Below are 20,364 nucleotides of genomic sequence, written 5' to 3'. Positions count from 1 at the left end.
ACAACTCAGATCTCTTGGGGGCCTGCGTTTTTGGCGATCGCGCCCGGGATCGCGTACATGTGCGCGAAGGCACGGGCCTGGTCGCCGGACCACAACGAGGAGCCGTAGCCGTAGACGACGCCCTGGCGGGTGGCGGCGTCGAGGAGGCTGTAGGGGCTTCGGCTGCCCAGGGGGATGATGTTGCCCTTGATGAGTTTGATGCGGACGGCGCCGGTCACGCGGGACTGGCTGCTGTCCAGGAAGGCTCGGAAGTCGTCGAGGATGGGGTCGTAGTAGACGGCTTCGTGGAGCAGGTCGCCGTACGTGTTGCCGAGCTGGGCCTTGGTGGCCTGCTGGCGGTTGCTGAGGACCAGGCGCTCCAGTTCGCGGTGGGCGGCGATGAGGGTGAGCATGCCGGGGGCTTCGAAGCCGACGCGGGCCAGATTTCCAACCATGGTGGAGCCCATGTGGATGCCGCGGCCGACGCCGTGCTCGGCGGCGAGGGTGTTCAGGGAGCGCAGGATGGCGTAGTTCTTCGCGTCGCCGCCGGTGCCGGGGATCGGGGTGCCGTCCGGCGTTGTCGCGGAGATGACCTCGCCCTTGACGAATTCGAGGATCAGTTCGATGCCGTCCTCGGGGGCGTCGGCGATCGACTTGGTGTACGTCCACGCGTCCTCGGGGAGGTAGTCCCAGGAGCCGTACGTTTCCTTGCCGCCGATGGACGTACCGATGAGGCCTTCGTTGATCGAGTAGGTCGTGACCTTGTCCGGGGTGTGGAAGCCGTGCTGCAGCAGGAAGTCGCGCTCGAACTCGCGGGTGAGGCGCTCGTCGCGGATGGGGGTGACGATCTCCATCTGCGGGGCGAGGGCGCGGATCACCGAGTCGTAGCGGACGTGGTCGGCGCCGGCGCCGGTCGAGCCGTGGGCCACCGCGTCGGCGTTGTGGTCGAGCGCGGCCTGGACGACCTTCTCCGCCTGGACGAGCCGTTCCGCGCCGACACATGACGGGTAGCCGCCGTTGCGCAGGTAGTTGGCCTTGACGGCATACGTGATGACGCGGGAGTAGAGCTCCTCGCGGGCGTCGATGACGAAGTGCCCGGCCGAGCCCAGCTCCTCCGCGCGCTTGCGGACGACGTCGGCCTCGCCGCTGTGCAGGCCGCCGGTGTCGATGTTGGCGGTCAGCACCTCCCAGCCCTGCTCCTTGAGGGAGACCAGGGCGTAGGACGTGTCGAGGCCGCCGGAGAACGCGAGGACGATCGTGCGCTTGGACATCAGATTCCTTCGGACGAGTACGGGAGTTCGAGGATCGGCACGGACGTCCTGCCGTCCTGCACGAGGTGGCCGGGCGCGAGCACGTAGAAGCGGCTCTCGCGGGCCTCGATGGCCTTCTGCATGGCGCGCTGGCGCTCGTAGTCGAACGGGTCCAGCAGGAACGACGGATCGGGCTCGCCGGTGGAGACGGGCAGCGTGAAGTCGTTCTCGTAGACGAACGATCCGGGCGAGGTGTGGAACGGCACGGTCGCGACCATGATCTGCAGACGACCGAAGCGGGTGTGTACGCGCAGCGCCGTGTTGTCGTACTGGGTGACGCCGTCGAGCTTCTTCGCCTGGTACACCGACAACGCGAGGGCCTTGAGCGCGCGACCGAGCCCGACGTTGGTCATCACCGACCACAGCGACCAGCCGACCCACGTCCCGGGGGCCGCGCTGGGTGCCGCGCAGTAGCCGCCGATCGGGATGGGGCCGTTGTAGCCGCTCGCTTGAGCCTTCTCGAACACGGCGCGCAGGTGCTTCTTCATCTCGTCGTCGAACGCGCTGGTCTCCAGCGTCTGCGTGAACAACGACTGGGGCAGCGCCGCGATGACGGCCGCCGACGGCATCAGGATCAGGTCGATCATCACCCACTGCGGCATCGGGATGCCCCGGTCACCGAACGCGATGCCGTTGATCACGTTGAACAGGTTCAGGAACTCGTTGGTGTCCCAGCCCTTGCTGCCGGTGGTCTCGGTGAAGTCGAGCCAGTTCAGCTTGTGACCGTACGGTGCCTCGTTGAGATGCGGCCGCAGCGTGTCGTTGGACGCGAGGTAGAACTCCAGGCCGTGTGCCTGGAGTTTCTGCATGTTGTCCGTGAAGCCCGGGAAGAACGCTTCGACGGCGGGCTGCTGCGCGATCACGGCAGGGTCCCTTCATTGTCGGTACGGCTCCACGCCGTCAGTTTCTCGGCAAGGCGGGCGCCGGACCCGGTGTCGTCGCCGGGTTCGCGGGCCACGACCAGGATCGTGTCGTCGCCGGCGATCGTGCCGACCACGTCCGGCAGCCCGGAGCGGTCGAGGGCGCTGGCCAGGAACTGCGCGGCACCCGGCGGCACCCGCAGCACCACCAGGTTGCCGCTGACGTCGACGGAGTTCAGCAGCTCGCGCAGCAGCCGGACGAGCCGGGCCGGGGCCTGCTCGGCGGCGCGTAGCGGGGGCCGGCCGTCCTCGGGGATCACGTAGACGCCACCGGCCTTCACGGCCCGCAGCTCCTCGAGGTCGCGCGACAGCGTCGCCTGGGTCACCTGGACGCCGTCGAGGCCGAGCAGGTCACCGAGCTCCGTCTGCGAACGGACCGCCTTGTCCCGGACCAGGTCGACGATCCGCGCGTGCCGTGCCGCCCGCGTGCCCGGCCCCGTCACTGCTGAGCCGTGGCCAGGAGCCAGGCCAGCAGCGCTTTCTGGGCGTGCAGGCGGTTCTCGGCCTGGTCGAAGACGGCGCTCTGCGGGCCGTCCATCACCTCGTCGGTGATCTCCTCGCCGCGGTGCGCGGGCAGGCAGTGCAGGACGATCGCGTCGGTGGCGGCGGCTGCCAGGAGCTCCTGGTTGATCTGGTACGCCCAGAACGGCGTACGCCGGTCGACGCCGTCGTCCTCCTGGCCCATGGACGTCCACGCGTCGGTGGCGAGCACGTTCGCGTCCTTCGCCGCCTCGTGGGGGTCACGGACCACGCTGACCGAGCCGCCCGTGGTGGCGGCGATCTCCGCGGCGCGGGCCACGACGGCGGGGTCGGGGTCGAAGCCCTCGGGGCCGGCTACGCGTACGTGCATGCCCGCGGTTGCCCCGGCCAGCAGGTAGGAGTGGGACATGTTGTTGGCCGCGTCCCCGACGTACGCGAGGGTGAGGCCCGCCGTGTGCCCGAAGCGTTCGCGGACGGTCTGCAGGTCGGCGAGGAGCTGGCAGGGGTGGAAGCCGTCGGTGAGCGCGTTGACCACCGGCACGTGCACGTCGGAGGCCAGCTCGGCGAGCCGCTCGTCGCCGGAGGTGCGGAACACGATCGCCGACACGTAACGGCCCACGACCCGGCCGGCGTCGGCGAGGGACTCACCGCGGCCGAAGTGGGTGGCCTGGGTGTCCACGACGATGGCGTTGCCGCCCAGCTCGGGGATGCCGGTCTCGAACGAGAGCCGGGTCCGCAGGCTGACCTTGTCGAAGAACACGGCGACCGACTTCGGGCCTTCGAGCGGCCGGTACTTGAACCGGTCGGCCTTCATCTCGGCGGCGAGCTCGAGCACCGCGCTCTGCTCGGCCGGGCTCAGGTCGTCGTCACGCAGGAAGTGGCGCGTCACTGAGTCTCCTTAGCCAAGCCCTCATGGCCCTCACCGTTGCGGCCGTCGATGGCCGCCGGCAGGCGAGGTTCGGTGCAGTCGGTCATGGCAAGCGCCTCCTGGAAAGCCGCGAGGAACGCCTCGGCCTGCTCGGTGCTGAGGATCAGCGGTGGGGCGAGCCGGATGACGTCCGGCTGGATCGGGTTGACGAGGAAGCCCGCGTCGCGCAGCTTGGCCGCCAGGTCGGCGGAGACCGCCTCGGTGAGCTGGACGCCGAGCAGCAGCCCAGCACCGCGCACCCCGGCGACGAGCGGGTGATCGAGGCCCTCGATGCCGCGGCGGATCAGCTCGCCGATCCGCTTGACGTGGTCGAGCAGCCCCTCCCCCGCGATCGTACGGATGACCGCGAGCCCGGCCGCGCAGCTGATCGGGTTACCGGCGAACGTGCTGCCGTGCGAGCCGGGGGTGAACAGGTCGGCAGCCTTGCCGAACGCGAGGGCCGCACCCAGGGGCAGGCCACCGCCGAGCCCCTTGGCCAGGGTCACGACGTCCGGCTCGACACCTTCGCTCTGGTGGTGGAACCAGTTGCCGGTGCGCCCGATGCCCGTCTGGATCTCGTCGAGCACCAGCAGCGCGCCGGTGGCGGTGCAGATCTCGCGGGCGGCGGCAAGGTAGCCGGGCGGGGGGACGATGATGCCGTTCTCGCCCTGGATCGGTTCGAGGATGACCATCGCCGTTTCCGGGGTCACTGCCGCTTTCAGGGCCGCGCTGTCGCCGTACGGAACGAAGGAGACATCTCCCGGCAGCGGCCGGAACGGATCCTGTTTCTTCGGCTGGCCGGTCAGGGCCAGCGCGCCCATCGTGCGGCCGTGGAAGCCGCCCTCGGTGGAGACGATGTGGGTGCGGCCGGTGAGCCGGGACAGCTTGAACGCCGCCTCGTTGGCCTCCGCGCCGGAATTCGTGAAGATAACCTTGCCCGGCCGGCCCGCGAGCGCGAGCAGCAGCTCGGCGAGGGCGACGGTCGGCTCGGCGACGTAGTAGTTCGAGACGTGCCCGAGCGTCGAGATCTGCTGGGTGACGGCCTGCACCACGGCGGGGTGGGCGTGGCCGAGCGCGTTGACGGCGATGCCACCGAGCATGTCGACGTACTGCTTGCCGTTCTCGTCGGTCAGCACCGCGCCGGAGCCCTCGACCAGACCGATCGACGGCCCGCCGTAGTTGTTCATCATGCTGTGCTGCCACCGCTCCACGAGCGAGCTCATGAGGGGACCACCATCGTTCCGATTCCTTCCGAGGTGAAGACTTCGAGCAACGTCGAGTGGGGTTCGCGGCCGTCGACGACGTGCGCGGCGGGGACCCCGCCCTGCACGGCGCGCAGGCACGCCTCCATCTTGGGCACCATGCCGGCCTCGAGGCTCGGCAGCAGCTTCTCCAGCTCGTCCGCGCCGATCCGCTTGGTCAGCGAGGACGTGTCGGGCCAGTTGGTGTAGAGGCCGGGGACGTCGGTGAGGACGACCAGCTTGCGGGCGCCGAGCGCCACGGCGAGTGCGGACGCGGCGGTGTCGGCGTTGACGTTGTGCACCACCCCGTCGGCGTCGGGCGCGACCGAGGCGACAACGGGGATGCGCCCGGCGGCGATGAGGTCGTCGACCGCGCCGGTGTTAACGTGCGCGACATCGCCGACCTGGCCGATGTCGACCTGCTCGCCGTCGACGACGGCGTGCCGTTTCACGGCCGTGAACAGCCGCGCGTCCTCGCCGGACAGCCCGACCGCGAACGGGCCGTGCTCGTTGATCAGCCCGACCAACTCCCGGCCCACCTGCCCGACCAGCACCATCCGGACCACGTCCATGGCCTCGGCGGTGGTGACGCGCAGGCCGCCGCGGAACTCGCTCTCGATGCCCATCTTCGTGAGCATCCGGGAGATCTGCGGGCCGCCGCCGTGCACGACCACGGGACGGATACCGGCGTAGCGCAGGAAGACCATGTCGGCGGCGAACGCGCGCTGCAGCTCAGGGTTGATCATGGCGTTGCCGCCGTACTTGATCACGATGGTGCTGCCGTGGAAACGCTCCAGCCAGGGCAGCGACTCGATCAGGACGGCGGCCTTCTCATGCGGGGTCAAGCTCATGTGGAGTACGCCGAGTTCTCGTGGACGTACGCGTGACTGAGGTCGGTCGTCCAGATCGTCGCGTCCATCTCGCCCTCGTGCAGGTGCACCTGGATCGTGACGTCGCGACCCTTGAGGTCCACCTTGGAACGGTCCTCGGCAGCCGAGCCGCCCCGGCACACCCACACGCCGTTGACGCCGACATCGATGCGGTCCGGTGCGAACGCGGCCTGGGTGGTGCCGACCGCGGCGAGGATGCGGCCCCAGTTGGGGTCGTTGCCGAACAGCGCGGTCTTGACCAGGTTGTTGCGGGCGATCACCCGGCCGACCTCCACGGCGTCGGCCTCGCTCGCCGCACCGAGCACCTGGATCGCGATGTGCTTGGTGGCGCCCTCCGCGTCGGCGATGAGCTGCTGCGCGAGGTCGTGGCAGGCGGCGACGACCGCGGCGGTCAGCTCCTCCTGGCTGGGCTGCACGTCGGACGCGCCGCTGGCCAGCAGCAGCACGGTGTCGTTGGTGGACATGCACCCGTCGGCGTCGATGCGGTCGAACGTCAGCCGGGTGGCCTCGCGCAGCGCGGTGTCGAGAGCCTCGGAGCCGGCGACCGCGTCCGTGGTCAGCACGACCAGCATCGTGGCCAGCGCGGGTGCCAGCATCCCGGCGCCCTTGGCGATGCCGCCGACCGACCAGCCGTTGCCTTGTACGTGCACGTTCTTGGCCACCGTGTCAGTGGTCATGATCGCTTCGGCCGCCTTCGGGCCGCCGGTCTTGTCCAGCTCCTTGACGGCGGCGGTGACGCCGGGCAGCAGCTTGCCCATCGGCAGCAGCTCGCCGATCAGCCCGGTCGAGCAGACCGCGACGTCACCGGCGCCGATCAGAATCGGTTTCGGCTGGTTGCGCAGGGCGGCGGCGACATGCTCGGCGGTCGCGTGGGTGTCCCGGAACCCCTGCGTGCCGGTGCAGGCGTTCGCACCGCCGGAGTTGAGCACCACCGCGCGCACGATGCCGCCCTTGAGCACCTGCTGGCTCCAGAGCACCGGCGCGGCCTTGACCCGGTTGCCGGTGAAGACCCCGGCGACGGTGGCGTCGGGACCGTCGTTGACGACCAGCGCCACGTCGGGACCACCGCTGCTCTTGAGACCGGCGGCGACACCGGAGGCCCGGAAGCCCTTGGGAGAAGTGATCGTCACGGTGCCACTCCGAACACGGAAAGACCGGCGGTCTCGGGGATCCCGAGCATGATGTTGGCGCACTGCACGGCCTGCGATGCCGCGCCTTTGCCCAGGTTGTCCAGGGCGCTGACCACGATGATGCGACCGGAGTCGACATCGACGGTGGCCTGCAGGTGACAGGAGTTCGAGCCCACGGTCGCCGCGGTGTGCGGCCACTGGCCCTCGGGCAGGACGTGGACGAAGGGCTCGTCCGCATACGCCGCCTGGAGCACCTCGCGCGGGTGCGTGCGGCCGATCGGTCTCGCGGTGACGGTGGCCAGGATCCCCCGGGGCATCGGCGCGAGCACCGGCGTCATCGACAGCGAATCGGTGCCGGTGGCCTGCTTGATCTCGGGCACGTGCTGGTGCGCGCCGGTCTTGTAGGTGCTGAGATCCCCCATGACCTCGCTGCCCAGCAGGTTCACCTTGGCGGACCGCCCGGCCCCCGAGGTGCCGGAGGACGCCACCACCACGATGTCGGCGGGATCGGCGACCCCGGCGGCGATCAGCGGTGCGAGCGCGAGGGTGATCGTCGCCGCGTAGCAGCCGGTGTTGGCGACGCGGTCGCTCGCGGCGATCGCGGCGCGCTGGCCGGGCAGCTCGGGCAGGCCGTAGGTCCAGGTGCCGGCGTGCGCTCCCCCGTAGTACCGCTCCCAGAGCGCCGCGTCGCGCAGCCGGAAGTCGGCACCAAGGTCGACGATCTTCACCCCGCCGGGCAGCTGTGCGGCCAGGGCCGCCGACTGTCCGTGCGGCAGGGCCAGGAACACGAGGTCGGCGTCGCCCAGGGTGGCGGCGTCGGTCGCCCCCAGCGTCAGGTCGAGGCCGGTGAGTTGAGGATGTACGACGGAGACGGGTGTTCCCGCCTGCGTGTGCGCCGTGGCTGCCACAAGGTCGAGCTCGGGATGCCCGGCGACGAGCCTGAGCAGCTCACCACCCGCATACCCGCTCGCACCGGCAACGGCGACCCGGATTCCCATACCTACCTCCGCATGACTATGCATCAGACCGTATAACGCCGGGCAAGCTCGGGGCAAGCTCGAATTACCCGATCAGGTCGAGCTTCACCACCGCGTCCCGGACGAGGAGGAAGCCCGCGATGGCCAGCACCCAGCCCAGGACCCCCTCCGTGTGGCGCGACAACCAGGCGCTGACGAACTGCAGGGGCTCCTCGACGCGTTGCTTGAGGCCGAGGCGGACCGCCAGCAGGACCAGGGCGGGCAGGACCATCAGCACGACGTAGCCGGCCAGTGCCGCGACCCGGGCCGGCGGGGACACGTCTGCGGCGGTGAGGATGCCGATCGCGGCGAGGTAGGGCAGCATCGACATCACTTCGATGCCGGCTGCGGCCAGGCCGAGCGCGACCATGGCCCACGGGGAGCCCTCAGCCGTCGACAGGCGGGACTGCCAGCGCATCGCCGGGGTGACGGTGCCGCGACGGCGGCGTACGCGTTTGGGCTCGAAGTAGAAGCTCAGGGCGAACAGGGCGATGCCGAGACCGAGCTCGGCCCAGCTGACCGCGTCGAGATCGCCGATCAGGTCGGACACCGCGCCCGCGAACGCGGCGAGGGTCAGGCCGACGGCGAAGTAGAACGCGGCGACCGTACCCAGATAGAGCAGGAAGCGGTCCGGGCGGAGCTTGGGTGTGAGGAGCATCCAGAGCGGGATGAGCAGGGTGCCCACGCTGGTGCTGTCGATCAGGGCTAGCAGGGCGAGAGCGCCCACCGTGCTCACTCGGCGAAGGTTTGTTGTCCAACCACGCCCAGCAGAGTAAGGCGATCACAGTCCGGAGTGCCCGGCTCTGCCGTATAGGCGACTATGCGGAGGTCGACGCCGGTATCCCCGGGCCGCTGTCGCCCGCCGGGGAGATCGCTCCCGACGACATGCGCGAGGTCTACGAGATCAACGTCTTCGGGCCGGTGCGGGTGCTGCACGCCGCGCTGCCGCTGCTCGAGAAGTCCGGCGCCGCCGTGGTGGTGAACGTGAGCAGCGGGCTCGGGTCGAACACGCTGGCCACGGATCCGGATTCGATCGCGTCGACGTTCATCCCGCTGGTGTACGCGTCGGCCAAGGCGGCGCTCAACATGCTGACCGTGCAGTACGCGAAGGCGTACCCGGGAATGCGGATCAACTGCGTCGACCCGGGATTCACCGCCACCGACTTCAACAACCACCGCGGTACGCAGGCCGTCGAGGAGGGCGCTGAGGCGATCATCGCGATGGCACAGATCGGCGCGGACGGACCGACCGGCGCGTTCGTCGACCGGGCCGGAACGGTCCCCTGGTGAATTAGGGTCGGGCGGTGCTGAGAGAAATCGACGAAGCGACCGCCCGGCTGTTCGACTCCCTGGAGCGGCTCACCGACGAGGACATGCGGCAACCCACCCTGCTGCCGGGATGGACGCGCGGTCACCTGATCACGCATCTCGCGCGCGGCTGCGGGGCGCTGACGAACCTGATCCATGGGCTGCCGCCGTACGTCAGTCAGGAGGTCCGCAACGCCGACATCGAGGCCGGCGCCGGGCGCGGCGCCGCGGAGCTGCTGGCCGATCTGACCGCAGCCAACGCCGTCCTGCGCGACGCCATGGCCGCGGCGTTCGACGAGGAATCGGCCGGACGATGGACCGCGGGGGACGCGTTCACGGCCGACCAGGCACCCGTCCGGCGGCTCAGCGAGGTTGAGCTTCATCACGTCGACCTCGCCGTCGGATACACCGCGAACGGCTGGCCGGCGTACTACGCAGGGCTGGAGCTGTTCGAGCCGCTGGCAACGTGGCGTCAGGAGCGGCTGGTGGGCGGGGGCTCCGCGGGGTAAGACTTCAGCCATGGCTGACAAGGACCTGATCAACATTCGTGAGACCGCCCTGGCGTACGCCGAGGCCGTCCGCACCACCCAGCGCTACTTCGACCGCGTCGAGGATCTCGAGGACCCGTCGGTGCTCGCCGAGTACGCCGTGCTCGCCGAGCGGGAGAAGGAGGCCCTGGATGCCCGGCTCGACGCGATCGAGGCGGCCGGCATCGAGGTTCCGAGCATCGACAGCAGCGACCCCGACGCGTAAAGCGAGTTCCGGTACTTTTTGACCGAAAATCCGACCCCCGCGGAGGCCGGTACCGGTTCCGGGCTGTGCGACACTTCCGAACGTTTACCGATGTGTTGCCGTTCGGAGACCGTGTGTCGCGCGGTCGGACCGGAGGAGTGCCCCGTGGCCGCAGACGACCCGTACCGTGATCCGTCGCTGAGTATCGAGCAGCGGGTCGACGACCTTCTCGGCCGGATGACCCTGGCCGAGAAGGTCGGGCAGATGCTCCAGCTCGACGCCCGCCGCGACATCAAGGAAGCGGTGAGCACCCGGCTGGCCGGGTCGATCCTGCACGCCTCGCCGCAGCGCATGCTCGAGGCCTTTGACCTGGCCGCGAACACCCGGCTCGGCATCCCGCTGATCACCGCCGAGGACTGCATCCACGGCCACGGCTTCTGGTCCGGGGCCACGGTCTTCCCGACCCAGCTGGCCATGGCGGCCACGTGGGATCCGGCGTTGATCGAGCGGGTCGCCCGGGTCACCGCCGTCGAGGTCTCCGCCACCGGCATCCACTGGACCTTCTCCCCCGTGCTGTGCATTACCCGGGATCTGCGGTGGGGCCGGGTCGATGAAACTTTCGGTGAGGACCCGTTCCTCATCGGGGAGCTCGGGGCCGCGATGATCCGCGGATACCAGGGTGACGGGCTCGGTGACCCGACCGCGGTGCTCGCCACCGCGAAGCACTTCGCCGGCTACTCCGAGACCCAGGGCGGCCGGGACGCGAGCGAGGCCGACCTCAGCCCCCGCAAGCTGCGCGCGTGGTTCCTGCCGCCGTTCGAGCGCGCGGTGCAGGAGGGCTGCAGCATCTTCATGCTCGGCTACCAGTCGATCGACGGCGTGCCGATCACGCAGAACAAATGGCTGCTCAACGACGTCCTCAAGGGCGAGTGGGGCTTCACCGGCACGCTCGTCACCGACTGGGACAACGTCGGGCGCATGGTCTGGGAGCAGAAGGTCTGCGCCGACGAGGTGGAGGCCGCGGCCGTCGCCGTCCGTGCCGGCAACGACCTGGTCATGACCACCCCGGGCTTCTTCGAGGGCGCGCAGACCGCCGTCGAGCGCGGGCTGCTGACCGAGGCGGAGATCGACGGCGCCGTACGCCGGATCCTGCGCCTCAAGTTCGAGTTCGGCCTCTTCGAGAACCCGCGCGCCCCCGACGCCGCACGCCAGGCGGCCGTCATCGGCAGCCCGGAGCACGCCGAGCTCAACCTCGAGGTGGCCCGCCGCTCGCTGGTGCTGCTCCGCAACGACGGGACGCTGCCCCTGCCCGCCGAGGGTGCGAAGAAGGTCGCGATCATCGGGCCGAACGCCGACGCCCCGCAGTCCCAGCTCGGCGACTGGGCCGGCGCCTCCGGGCAGATCGACTGGATGCCCGAGGGCCAGCCGCGCGAGCTGATCGAGACGGTCCTCGACGGTTTCCGTGCGGTCGCCCCGCAGGGCTGGACGATCACCACCGCACGCGGCGCCGACATCGAGAAACTGGTGCCCGACCCGGCCGGCGAGTTCTACCCCGACGGGCAGCCCCGGCCGCCGATCTCCCGGCCCGCCGACGCCGACCCCGCGCTGATCGCCGAGGCCGTCGCCGCAGCTCGTGACGCCGACTACGCGGTGGTCGTGGTGGGTGACACGGTCGCGCTCACCGGCGAGAGCAAATCCACCGCGACCCTGGACCTGCAGGGCGGTCAGCTCGCGCTCCTGGAAGCCCTTGCCGGCACGGGTACGCCCACCGTCGTCGTCCTGCTCAACTCCAAGCCGGCCGTGCTGCCGCCGTCGGTGCTGAACGCGTCCGCGATCGTGCAGGCGTTCAACCCCGGCATGCGTGGCGGCCGGGCGCTGGCCGAGCTGCTCCTGGGCCAGATCGAGCCGACCGGGCGGATGCCGCTGTCCGCCGCCCGGCACGTGGGCCAGCAGCCGATCTACTACAACCAGATCCGCGGCCAGCACGGCAACCGTTACGCCGACCTCAGCCAGGACCCGCTGTTCGCGTTCGGTGAGGGCCTCAGCTACACCACCGTCGAGTACGCCGACCTCACCGTTCTCGAGCCGCTCGTCACCCCTGACGGCAAGATCCGGGCAACGGTCAAGCTCACCAACACGGGTACGCGTCCCGCGTTGGAGACCGTGCAGGCGTACATCAGCGACCTGGTCACCAGCGTCACGTGGGCGGCCAAGGAGCTGAAGGCGTACGTGCAGGTCCCCGTCGAGCCCGGGCAGAGCGTCACCGTGCCGATCGAGCTGGACGCCGCCGCCTGCACCCTGGTCACCGCCGACGGCCGGCGCATAGTCGAAGCGGGCGATTTCGACCTGCTGGTCGGCCCTGATTCCCGGACCAAAAACCTGCTGCGCGCGCGATTCACGATCTCTTAGGGTGCATGGGTGCTGACGCCGCCCCACGATCTCGACGAGCGGCTCGTCGTCGCGGCCTTCGGGGTGGGGCCGCTGACGTACGAGCCGGTCGGGTGGGGCAGTCACCACTGGTCGACGACCGACAAGGCGTACTTCGTCACGGTTGACGAGGTTGCTGACGACCGGGACTACGAGCGGTTGCGGCGGGCGCTGGATGTCGCCGCGGCGCTGGCGAAGCCGTTCGTGGTGGCGCCGTTGCGGCCACTGCGGCGGGTCGGTGAGCGGTATGCGGCGGCGCTCTACGCGTACATAGAGGGTCAGAGTTTTGGTTTTGGTCCTTGGCCTTCCGCGTCGCACCGGGCTGCCGTGCTGGACATGCTTGTCGAGGTGCACACCTCGGCGCCTCGTGACGCGGCGGCGGACGATTTCGCTGTCACCCATCGCTCTTCGTTGGATGTCACCGAGGCGGGGACGGCGGGCCCTTTCACGCAGCGGGCCGTGGCACTGGTCAACGAGCACGCGGCGCCGATCCGGGGGCTGCTGCGGCGTTACGACGCGCTGGTGGCGCAGGTCGATCGGTCGCGGGCGGTGGTGACGCACGGAGAGCCGCATCCGGGCAACACGATGCTGGCCGGCGACGGGTGGAAGCTGATCGACTGGGAGACCGCGCTGCTCGCGCCGCCGGAGCGGGACCTGTGGCTGGTCGGTGGTGATCTCAAGGCCTGGACCGACGCTACCGGCATCGAGGTCGTTCCTGCGATGCTGGAGCTGTACCGGCTGCGCTGGCAGCTCAACGATTTGTGCGTGGACCTGCACCGCTTCCTCCGGCCGCACACCGGCAGCGCCGACGACGTCGAGACCTGGAAGCTGATGCAAGCCGATGTGCTGGCGGTAACCAATGGAACCTGACCAATTGCGGGTGCGGACCCTCGGCGAGGGGCGGATCGAATCGCCGCTCGCGGAGCTGCTTCCCCGGCAAGGCACCACCGAGCATTATGTCGACGAGTCCGACCGGGTGCTGCTCGACGACACGCTGGCGATGATCGGCGGGCGGGCCGTCGCCGACCTGCCGTCGTTCGAGCCCGGCGGGGCACGGCGGCGGATCTTCTTCGACCCGTCCAAGATCAAGGTCGGGATCGTCACCTGTGGCGGGCTCTGCCCCGGGCTCAACGATGTCATCCGCGGGCTCGTGCTGACGCTCAACAACCAGTACGGCGTCTCGCGGATCATCGGGTTCCGCAACGGATACCAGGGCATGGTGGCGCGGCACGGGCGCAGCATCGTCGAGCTGACCCGCGAGTCCGTCGAATACATCAACGAGCACGGCGGCACGATCCTGGGCACGTCGCGCGGCAACCAGGACCCGGACGAGATCGTCGACTGTCTCGAGCAGCTCGGCGTGAACATCCTGTTCGTGATCGGCGGTGACGGGTCCATGCGCGGCGCCATCCGGATCTCCGACGCCGTCGCGCAGCGGGAACGGCGGATCGCGGTCGTGGGTGTGCCGAAGACGATCGACAACGACATCCCGTACATCGGGCAGAGTTTCGGCTTCCAGACCGCCTTCGCCAAGGCCGCCGAGTCGCTGCGCGCCGCGCACGTCGAGGCCGCCGCCCAGCCCGGTGGCATCGGGCTGGTGCAGCTCATGGGCCGGCACAGCGGCTTCATCGCCTCCTACGCCGCCCTGGCCAACAACGACGCCGACTACGTGCTGATCCCCGAGGTCCCGTTCGCGATGGACGGGTTCCTGCCGGACCTGCGGCACCGGGTCGCGACCCGCGGGCACGCCCTCGTCGTGGTCGCCGAGGGTGCCGGGCAGGAATACCTCGAGGACGCACCCGTACGCCTCGACGCGTCCGGCAACCGCAAGCTCGGTGACTTCGGGCTCTACCTGCGCGACCGGATCCTCGACGACTTCGCGGCCGCCGGTCAGGAGGTCAACCTGAAGTACATCGACCCGAGCTACGCGATCCGCAGCGTGCCCGCCAACCCGTCCGACAGCGTCTACTGCCTGCGGCTCGCCCAGGCCGCCGTGCACGGCGCGATGGCGGGACGCACGGAGATGGTGGTCGGGCAGTGGCGCGGGCGCTTCGTCCACGTCCCGATGGCGTTCGCGGTGTCGTCCCGCAACCAGGTCGACCCGGACGGTGACCTGTGGCTGTCGGTGATGGAGGCGACCGGTCAGCCGCCGAACGTCGCCGCCGCCACCCGCCTCAACGTGTAACCGAGCCGCTCGTAGGTCCGCAGCGCGGCCACGTTGCCCGGGTCGACCAGGAGCGCCACCCGGTCACGTCCCTCCAGGAGCTCGTCGGTCAGGGCCGCGCACAACCGTGTCGCCAGGCCCTGGCCGCGGGCGTCCCTGCGGGTGGCCACACCGGAGATGAATCCTGTGTGGGTGGTGGTCCACGCGTCCGTGGCCACGGCTCCCAAGCGCTCGTCGTCGTCCCGCAGCCCGATCCAGCGTTTCACTCCTGGCCAGCCGGGGCGGGCGAAGGAGTGCGGGTGGTTCTCGTCGAGGAAGGCGCTGACCTCATCGTCCTGCAACTCCTCGATTTTCCCGGCTTGGCGATGTGTTGGTTTTGTCGTATCCATCCAGCCGAGTCGGGCGACGATCCGCACCGTTCTCAGCTCGGAGATCAGCGCTTCGTCACCGATCGGGAAGAATCCCTCCACGTCCGGGCGGATCCGCTGGAGCAGTTCGTCGACGTCGGCGGCGCTGCCCCGGACGGCGACCCGGTTGCGGTTGGCCACGTCCCTGCAGGCCACGGCGGCGGCACTTCGGTGCGCCCAGGCGCGTACCCCCGGCTGCATGTCCTGAGCCGCCCACACGAGCAACGGATCGTCGTCGGCCTCGACCCGGTCAAGCTTGATCATGTCTGGCAAGCTACCCGTGTGGCACTCCTCACCTGGGTCCGGCGCCCGTTCGCCCGCCGGCTCATCGTCGCCGGCAGTCTGGTCGTCGCTGCGTCGGTGCTGGCCATGGCGGCCGGCGGCATCTGGGTGACAGCACAATCGCAAGGCCATGTGTACGCAGTGAGCACGGTCCCCGCTGCCCCCGTCGCCCTGGTCCTGGGAACCGAGGTCTACGACGACGGCACCCCGTCCCCGTTCCTCGAGGCCCGCCTCGAACTCGCCCGGCAACTGTTCACCGCCGGCAAGGTCAAGGCGATCCTCGTCTCCGGCGACCACCGCGTCTGGGAGTACAACGAACCCGGCGCCATGTTCGCGTGGCTCGTCGCCCACGGCGTCCCCAGCCGCAGCATCGCCCTCGACCACGCGGGCTTCGACACGTACGACTCCTGCGCCCGCGCCAAGGAGGTGTTCGGCGTGACGTCGCTGACCGTCGTGACCCAGAGCTACCACATCGACCGCGCCGTCGCCGTCTGCCGCGCGCTCGGCCTCAACGCCAACGGCGTGGGCGACGACTCGGTCCGCGCTCCACACTGGAACTACTGGTACAACACCGCCGCCCGCGAACGACCCGCCGCCGTCAAGGCCCTGCTCGACGTCGCCTCCGGCCGCGACCCCGTCTTCCTCGGCCCCCACGAGACCTCCGTCGACGAGGCTGTGGCCAGCTAGTTCTCGCCCAGCGCCGCCGCGAGTTTGCGGCGGGACGTGATGGCGAGTTTCCGGAAGATCTTGGTCAGGTGGTACTCGACGGTCGAGGTACTCAGGAACAGCCGGGCCGCGATCTCGCCGTTCGTGGCACCGGCGGCGGCCAGGCTCGCCACCTGTTTCTCCTGCGGGTCAAGCCGTGAGTGGCCGGTTCCTCGGGGTCCTGCGGACGCTCCCCGCCCGGCGAACAAACACCGCGCGGTGTCGCTGACCGCCGACGAGTTCCGCTTCGCCTTCGGCAACGCGATCCCGGCCGCCGAGTCGGGTGCGCTGTTCGAGCAGTGGACGATCCCCGCGCCGGGCAAGCCGCTCTTCGAGGCCGCCGCCGCGAACTTCAACCCGCACTCGCCCGCCAAGGTCGACACCGGGAACCGGTCACGCGGCCCGCTGCTGCTGATGACCGGCGGCAAGGACAACACCGTCCCCGAAGCGGTTGTCCGCGCCACGCTCAAGCAGTACCGGCACTCCGACGCCGTCACCGACATCGCCGAGTTCCCCGGCAAGGGCCACTCCCTGTCCATCGACAGCGGCTGGCACGAGGTCGCCGACACCGCGCTGACCTGGCTGCGCCGCCAGGGCCTGTGAACCCGCTTCCCTTCGATCCGTACCCCCCGCATTCCTGTCTTGAAAGAGGTTTGTCATGGAGCTTGGATTGTCCGCGAGGACAGCGATCGTCTCCGGTGCCAGCCGGGGCATCGGCCTGGCCATCACGCGTGCTCTGGCCGCGGAGGGAGCGTCCGTGGTGGCGGTCTCGAAGAGCGGCTCGGCCGAACTGAAAGCACTGGAGGAGACGGGCCGCGTGCATGCGGTCACGGCGGATCTGACCGATCCGCAAGCGCCGGCCGCGATCGTCGAGGCTGCGCTGTCGACCTACGGCCGGCTGGACGTACTGGTCAACAATGTGGGCGCGGTCCGGCCACGGGTCGGCGGATTCCGGTCGGTCACCGACGACGACTGGGAGACGACCTTCCAGATCAACTTCTTCTCCGCCGTACGCATGATTCGTGCCGCCCTTCCGCATCTGCTGGACGCCGGTGCGGGCAGCATCGTCACGATCGGCTCGGTCAACGCCGCGCTGCCCGATCCGCTGGTGGTCGACTACAGCGCGGCCAAGGCTGCCCTGGCCAATTTCTCCAAGGCGCTGTCGAAAGAGGTCGGTGCAGCGGGCGTCCGGGTCAACACGGTGAGCCCGGGCCCCGTCGCGACCGACCTGTGGCTGGGCGCCGGCGGGGTCGCGGCGACCGTCGCCGGGGCCACGGGCGGCGACCCGGCCGCGATCGCACGCCAGGCCGCCGGTGGTTCGGTCACCGGACGGTTCACCAGGCCCGACGAGGTCGCCGATCTGGTGGCCTTCCTGGCCGGCGATCGCTCCACGAACGTCACCGGCGCCGACTTCACCATCGACGGGGGCCTCATCACGACCGTCTGAGCCCTCCCCGGGCAAGGCATGATCGAGCATGGCCTGCGACGTTGCCACCATGCCGTACGGTATGCCGCGGTTGTCTGATTATCGAGGGGGAACGATGTCCGCAAACCTGTCCCGCCGCTCCGCGCTCGGCCTTGGTGCCGCCGTGGCCGCCGGTGTCGGCGCCTCAGCCGCGAGCTCGCCGGCCAACGCCGCAGCTGGCGCTGTTGCGAAGCCGAAGACCGGCAACGCCGCCATCCAGGCGGTCTATGCCAAGCAGAAGGCAAAGGCCGGTGGCACCTGGCACTCGCACATCGCCACGGTCGACGCCGCCGGCGCGATCACGCCGATCGTCGAGGACGACGCCGACCACGTCACGCAGGGCTACAGCGTGCAGAAGCTCGCCGTTGCCACCGCGGTCATGGACAAGATCGACCGGGGCGAGCTGACGCTCGGCACGAAACTCGACCTGCAGGCCGACATCATCCTCGGCGGCAGCGGCATCTACTTCCTGCACACCGTCTGGGGCGACGACATCACCGTCGCCAACTTCCTCACCGCGATGCTCCTGGTCTCGGACAACACCGCCGTCCGCATGTGCGGCCGCGTCGTCCCCGCCGCCGAGATCAACCAGATCCTCGCCGCCAAGGGCTTCGTCAACACCCGCGTCGAACCGGTCGCCAACCCCAACCGCTTCTACCTGGGCACCACCACCCCCCGCGAGATGCACGACCTGCTCTGGCGTCTCGCCACCAAGACGCTCCTCACCCCGGCGTCATGCAACTTCCTGCTGGGCATCACCCGCTGGATCAACGGCTACATGGACGGCGTACGCCGCACCATGTCCTCCGAGGAGCGCAGCCGCATCGCCACGAAGTACGGCGCCGACTTCAACACCCTCGGCGCCTCCCGCCACGAGGCCGGCATCATGTTCGGCCCGGACGGCGCCCCGAAGCTCACCTACGCGATGTTCGCCGAAGCCCTCGGTGACCTCGACAACTACGGCGCCACCCACCCCGCCGTCGAGGCCCACGCGGTCATCGGCCGCACCATGCTCGACAACCTGCCCGCCTCGGCGGCCACGGCCCTGCGCAAGGCCCCGTCCACCTTCCAGCCGGTCAACGGCGGCTGACCCGCCCTTTCAGTGGTGTCGGCCCGGACCTCGGTCCGGGCCGTTCCGCGAGCGGGTAGGGACCGTCGAGGGCCTTTGGATCGGTGTCGGGCGGGCTGCCCACCGGGCTCCTCGGGCGACGATCTTATTGTTACGCAGGGCTACCCAGGTCCACTACGGACTGTGCTCGCCAGCTGTTTCCACGGCTGTGAAAGTGTCGCCGAATGCTGCGGGGCCGACCGGGAAGCGACTCGAAAAGGGCGCTTTCTCCGGCGCGGAGCGGACAGCTGACCAGCGGTTTGTCACCGGCGGTCGGCAGCAGGCGGGATGTGGGTGGCACCGAGAGTTTCGGTGGGGGTGGGCGGCCAAAGGTCTGACATCGATCGTCGTGGACATCCTGTCCGGGATGGACATAGAGTGATCAGGTATGACGGACCGGCGTACTTTTCTCTCGGCTTCCGCGGTGGTGGCTGCCACGCCCGTGCTTGCTGTGGCGTCGCCTGCTGATGCTGCTGGGATGCCCGCCGGCCGTCCTGCCGGGTTGCCCAAGCAGGCGCCGGACCGGGAGCTCAAGGCGCTGCTTCAGGAGATCGACCCGCATCGTGTCGAGACGATTGTCAGGCGGCTGGCCGGCTTCGGGACCCGGCACACGCTGTCCAGCCAGGATGACCCCGTGCGGGGTGTCGGTGCCGCGCGGGACTGGATCTACGAGCAGTTCCAGGCGTACGCAGCGACTTCCGGCGGGCGGATGACCGTTGAGCTGCAGTCGTACATTCAGCCGCCCGCGTCCCGCATCCCGGAGCCGACGCGGATCACCAATGTCGTCGCCACGCTGCGCGGCACCGGGGAGCCCGGGCGCATCTATGTGGTGACCGGGCATTACGACTCGCGGGCCAGTGATGTCATGGACGCCACCAGCGATGCACCCGGTGCCGACGATGACGCCTCGGGGGTTGCCGCCGTTCTCGAGGTGGCGCGGGTGATGGCTACCCGGGAGGTTCAGGCCACGGTGATCTTCGCGGCGGTGGCGGGTGAGGAGCAGGGGCTCTACGGGTCCGATCATCTGGCTCAGCAGCTCAAGGGCGCGGGTGCGGACGTGCAGGCGATGTTCAGCAACGACATCGTGGGGACGGGGAATTCTCACGACGGAACGGCTGCTGACCCGCGTACGGTCAGGCTGTTCGTCGAAGGGGTGCCGACAGCCGAGACGCCCGCACAGACTTCGACCCGGCAGTCTGTCGGCGGGGAGAACGACGGCGCGTCGCGGCAGCTCGGGCGGTTCGTCCAGGATGTCGCCGCCAATCCGCAGACGGGCATGGACGTGCGGGTGGTCTGGCGGCGCGATCGCTATCTGCGCGGGAGCGACCACATCTCGTTCCTGCTGCGCGGCTACCCGGCCGCGCGGTTCACCGAACCCCGCGAGAATTTCGCCCACGAGCACCAGAACGTCCGCGTCGAGAACGGCGTGCAGTACGGCGACCTCGTCGAATTCTGCGACTTCCGCTACATCGCGCGCGTGGCCAGGGTCAACGCGGCCGCGCTGTGGTCCCTCGCGCAGGCGCCCGGCACCCCCAAGGGTGTGGTCATCGACACGACCCAGCTGACCAACGCGACAACCCTGCGCTGGCAGCCGTCGACGGCACCGGACATCGAGGGTTACGAGGTGCTGTGGCGCGAGACCACTGCCGCGCAGTGGGAGCGCGTCCTCGTCGTCGGCAACGTCACCACCACCACGGTCGACGTGTCCAAGGACAATGTCTTCTTCGGCGTACGAGCCGTCGACCGCGACGGCCACCGCAGCCCGGTCGCCGCACCCGTCCCCGGCTGACGTGGTTGCCGTCTCCATTCTATGACGGGCCGACGGCTGCGGTCACTCGGTCATATGGCCGTGGTGAGCTGCACAGACTCTCCCTAAGCTCGCTTCTCGAACCC

General features: G+C 69.7%; 22 protein-coding genes. 11 read left to right on the top strand and 11 right to left on the bottom strand.

Annotated features, from left to right (window positions below):
- Positions 1-5 precede the first annotated feature (5 nt).
- The 9 genes from Aco04nite_RS01240 to Aco04nite_RS01200 form a co-directional block, all read right to left on the bottom strand.
- The gene (locus tag Aco04nite_RS01240; RefSeq protein WP_212995325.1) at positions 6-1,250 is read right to left on the bottom strand and encodes an argininosuccinate synthase; all 1,245 of its coding nucleotides are present in this window, start codon (positions 1,248-1,250) and stop codon (positions 6-8) included.
- Positions 1,250-2,152 carry a hypothetical protein gene (locus Aco04nite_RS01235; protein WP_244875652.1) on the bottom strand — a complete coding sequence of 301 codons (903 nt, stop codon included), beginning with the start codon at positions 2,150-2,152 and terminating at the stop codon, positions 1,250-1,252. The genes Aco04nite_RS01240 and Aco04nite_RS01235 overlap by 1 nt, the downstream gene beginning before the upstream one ends.
- Positions 2,149-2,652, bottom strand: a complete 504-nt coding sequence (locus Aco04nite_RS01230; protein ID WP_203837988.1) for an arginine repressor — start codon at positions 2,650-2,652, stop codon at positions 2,149-2,151. Before Aco04nite_RS01230 ends, Aco04nite_RS01235 begins: the two co-directional genes overlap by 4 nt.
- The gene (argF, locus tag Aco04nite_RS01225) at positions 2,649-3,578 is read right to left on the bottom strand and encodes an ornithine carbamoyltransferase (RefSeq protein ID WP_212995324.1); all 930 of its coding nucleotides are present in this window, start codon (positions 3,576-3,578) and stop codon (positions 2,649-2,651) included. The genes Aco04nite_RS01230 and argF overlap by 4 nt, the downstream gene beginning before the upstream one ends.
- Positions 3,575-4,819: an acetylornithine transaminase gene (locus Aco04nite_RS01220; protein ID WP_212995323.1), complete on the bottom strand. Its 1,245-nt coding sequence runs from the start codon at positions 4,817-4,819 to the stop codon at positions 3,575-3,577. Before Aco04nite_RS01220 ends, argF begins: the two co-directional genes overlap by 4 nt.
- Positions 4,816-5,688 (bottom strand): acetylglutamate kinase, encoded by an 873-nt coding sequence (gene argB, locus Aco04nite_RS01215; protein ID WP_212995322.1) that lies wholly within the window; start codon positions 5,686-5,688, stop codon positions 4,816-4,818. Before argB ends, Aco04nite_RS01220 begins: the two co-directional genes overlap by 4 nt.
- Positions 5,685-6,857, bottom strand: coding sequence for a bifunctional glutamate N-acetyltransferase/amino-acid acetyltransferase ArgJ (argJ, locus tag Aco04nite_RS01210; protein WP_212995321.1), 1,173 nt, complete (start codon positions 6,855-6,857; stop codon positions 5,685-5,687). Before argJ ends, argB begins: the two co-directional genes overlap by 4 nt.
- Positions 6,854-7,855, bottom strand: a complete 1,002-nt coding sequence (gene argC / locus Aco04nite_RS01205; RefSeq protein ID WP_212995320.1) for an N-acetyl-gamma-glutamyl-phosphate reductase — start codon at positions 7,853-7,855, stop codon at positions 6,854-6,856. Before argC ends, argJ begins: the two co-directional genes overlap by 4 nt.
- Positions 7,856-7,919: 64 nt before the next feature.
- On the bottom strand, positions 7,920-8,609 hold the full coding sequence (locus Aco04nite_RS01200) for a GAP family protein (RefSeq protein ID WP_212995319.1): 690 nt from the start codon (positions 8,607-8,609) through the stop codon (positions 7,920-7,922).
- Between the two features lie 14 nt (positions 8,610-8,623).
- On the opposite strand from Aco04nite_RS01200, the gene Aco04nite_RS01195 reads away from it, so the two are divergent.
- From Aco04nite_RS01195 to Aco04nite_RS01170, 6 genes are all read left to right on the top strand, one after another.
- The gene (locus Aco04nite_RS01195; RefSeq protein ID WP_244875651.1) at positions 8,624-9,163 is read left to right on the top strand and encodes an SDR family NAD(P)-dependent oxidoreductase; all 540 of its coding nucleotides are present in this window, start codon (positions 8,624-8,626) and stop codon (positions 9,161-9,163) included.
- Between the two features lie 14 nt (positions 9,164-9,177).
- Positions 9,178-9,690, top strand: a complete 513-nt coding sequence (locus tag Aco04nite_RS01190) for a maleylpyruvate isomerase N-terminal domain-containing protein (protein ID WP_212995317.1) — start codon at positions 9,178-9,180, stop codon at positions 9,688-9,690.
- Positions 9,691-9,700: 10 nt separating this feature from the next.
- Positions 9,701-9,934, top strand: coding sequence for a hypothetical protein (locus Aco04nite_RS01185; RefSeq protein WP_212995316.1), 234 nt, complete (start codon positions 9,701-9,703; stop codon positions 9,932-9,934).
- Between the two features lie 144 nt (positions 9,935-10,078).
- A complete protein-coding gene (locus Aco04nite_RS01180) occupies positions 10,079-12,322 on the top strand; it encodes an exo-beta-d-1,3/1,6-glucosidase (RefSeq protein ID WP_212995315.1) in 2,244 nt (747 codons plus the stop codon).
- 9 nt (positions 12,323-12,331) lie between these two features.
- Positions 12,332-13,210: a phosphotransferase gene (locus Aco04nite_RS01175; RefSeq protein WP_212995314.1), complete on the top strand. Its 879-nt coding sequence runs from the start codon at positions 12,332-12,334 to the stop codon at positions 13,208-13,210.
- Positions 13,211-13,220: 10 nt separating this feature from the next.
- A complete protein-coding gene (locus tag Aco04nite_RS01170; protein WP_244875659.1) occupies positions 13,221-14,525 on the top strand; it encodes an ATP-dependent 6-phosphofructokinase in 1,305 nt (434 codons plus the stop codon).
- Here Aco04nite_RS01170 and Aco04nite_RS01165 read toward each other — a convergent pair.
- Positions 14,483-15,175, bottom strand: coding sequence for a GNAT family N-acetyltransferase (locus Aco04nite_RS01165; protein ID WP_212995312.1), 693 nt, complete (start codon positions 15,173-15,175; stop codon positions 14,483-14,485). The genes Aco04nite_RS01170 and Aco04nite_RS01165 overlap by 43 nt on opposite strands.
- An 18-nt stretch (positions 15,176-15,193) precedes the next feature.
- Here Aco04nite_RS01165 and Aco04nite_RS01160 point away from each other — a divergent pair, with 18 nt between their 5' ends.
- On the top strand, positions 15,194-15,880 hold the full coding sequence (locus Aco04nite_RS01160; protein WP_308161585.1) for a SanA/YdcF family protein: 687 nt from the start codon (positions 15,194-15,196) through the stop codon (positions 15,878-15,880).
- On the opposite strand, the gene Aco04nite_RS48565 is transcribed toward Aco04nite_RS01160, so the two are convergent.
- Complete coding sequence (locus Aco04nite_RS48565; RefSeq protein WP_280519299.1) at positions 15,877-16,107, bottom strand: helix-turn-helix domain-containing protein; 231 nt, start codon at positions 16,105-16,107, stop codon at positions 15,877-15,879. The genes Aco04nite_RS01160 and Aco04nite_RS48565 overlap by 4 nt on opposite strands.
- Before the next feature lie 10 nt (positions 16,108-16,117).
- On the opposite strand from Aco04nite_RS48565, the gene Aco04nite_RS01150 reads away from it, so the two are divergent.
- The 4 genes from Aco04nite_RS01150 (at position 16,118) to Aco04nite_RS01135 (ending at position 20,260) form a co-directional block, all read left to right on the top strand.
- Positions 16,118-16,501 carry a dienelactone hydrolase family protein gene (locus Aco04nite_RS01150; RefSeq protein WP_212995351.1) on the top strand — a complete coding sequence of 128 codons (384 nt, stop codon included), beginning with the start codon at positions 16,118-16,120 and terminating at the stop codon, positions 16,499-16,501.
- Between the two features lie 55 nt (positions 16,502-16,556).
- Positions 16,557-17,345 (top strand): SDR family NAD(P)-dependent oxidoreductase, encoded by a 789-nt coding sequence (locus tag Aco04nite_RS01145; RefSeq protein WP_212995311.1) that lies wholly within the window; start codon positions 16,557-16,559, stop codon positions 17,343-17,345.
- A gap of 94 nt (positions 17,346-17,439) precedes the next feature.
- On the top strand, positions 17,440-18,453 hold the full coding sequence (locus tag Aco04nite_RS01140) for a serine hydrolase (RefSeq protein WP_212995310.1): 1,014 nt from the start codon (positions 17,440-17,442) through the stop codon (positions 18,451-18,453).
- A gap of 406 nt (positions 18,454-18,859) precedes the next feature.
- Entirely contained in the window at positions 18,860-20,260 is a 1,401-nt protein-coding gene (locus Aco04nite_RS01135) for a M20/M25/M40 family metallo-hydrolase (protein WP_212995309.1), read from the top strand.
- Positions 20,261-20,364 lie beyond the last annotated feature (104 nt).

This window comes from Winogradskya consettensis (assembly GCF_018332715.1).
Lineage (GTDB): Bacteria > Actinomycetota > Actinomycetes > Mycobacteriales > Micromonosporaceae > Actinoplanes > Actinoplanes consettensis.
Note: the sequence above shows the minus strand (reverse complement) of the source record. Positions and strands in the feature narration are given on the sequence as shown.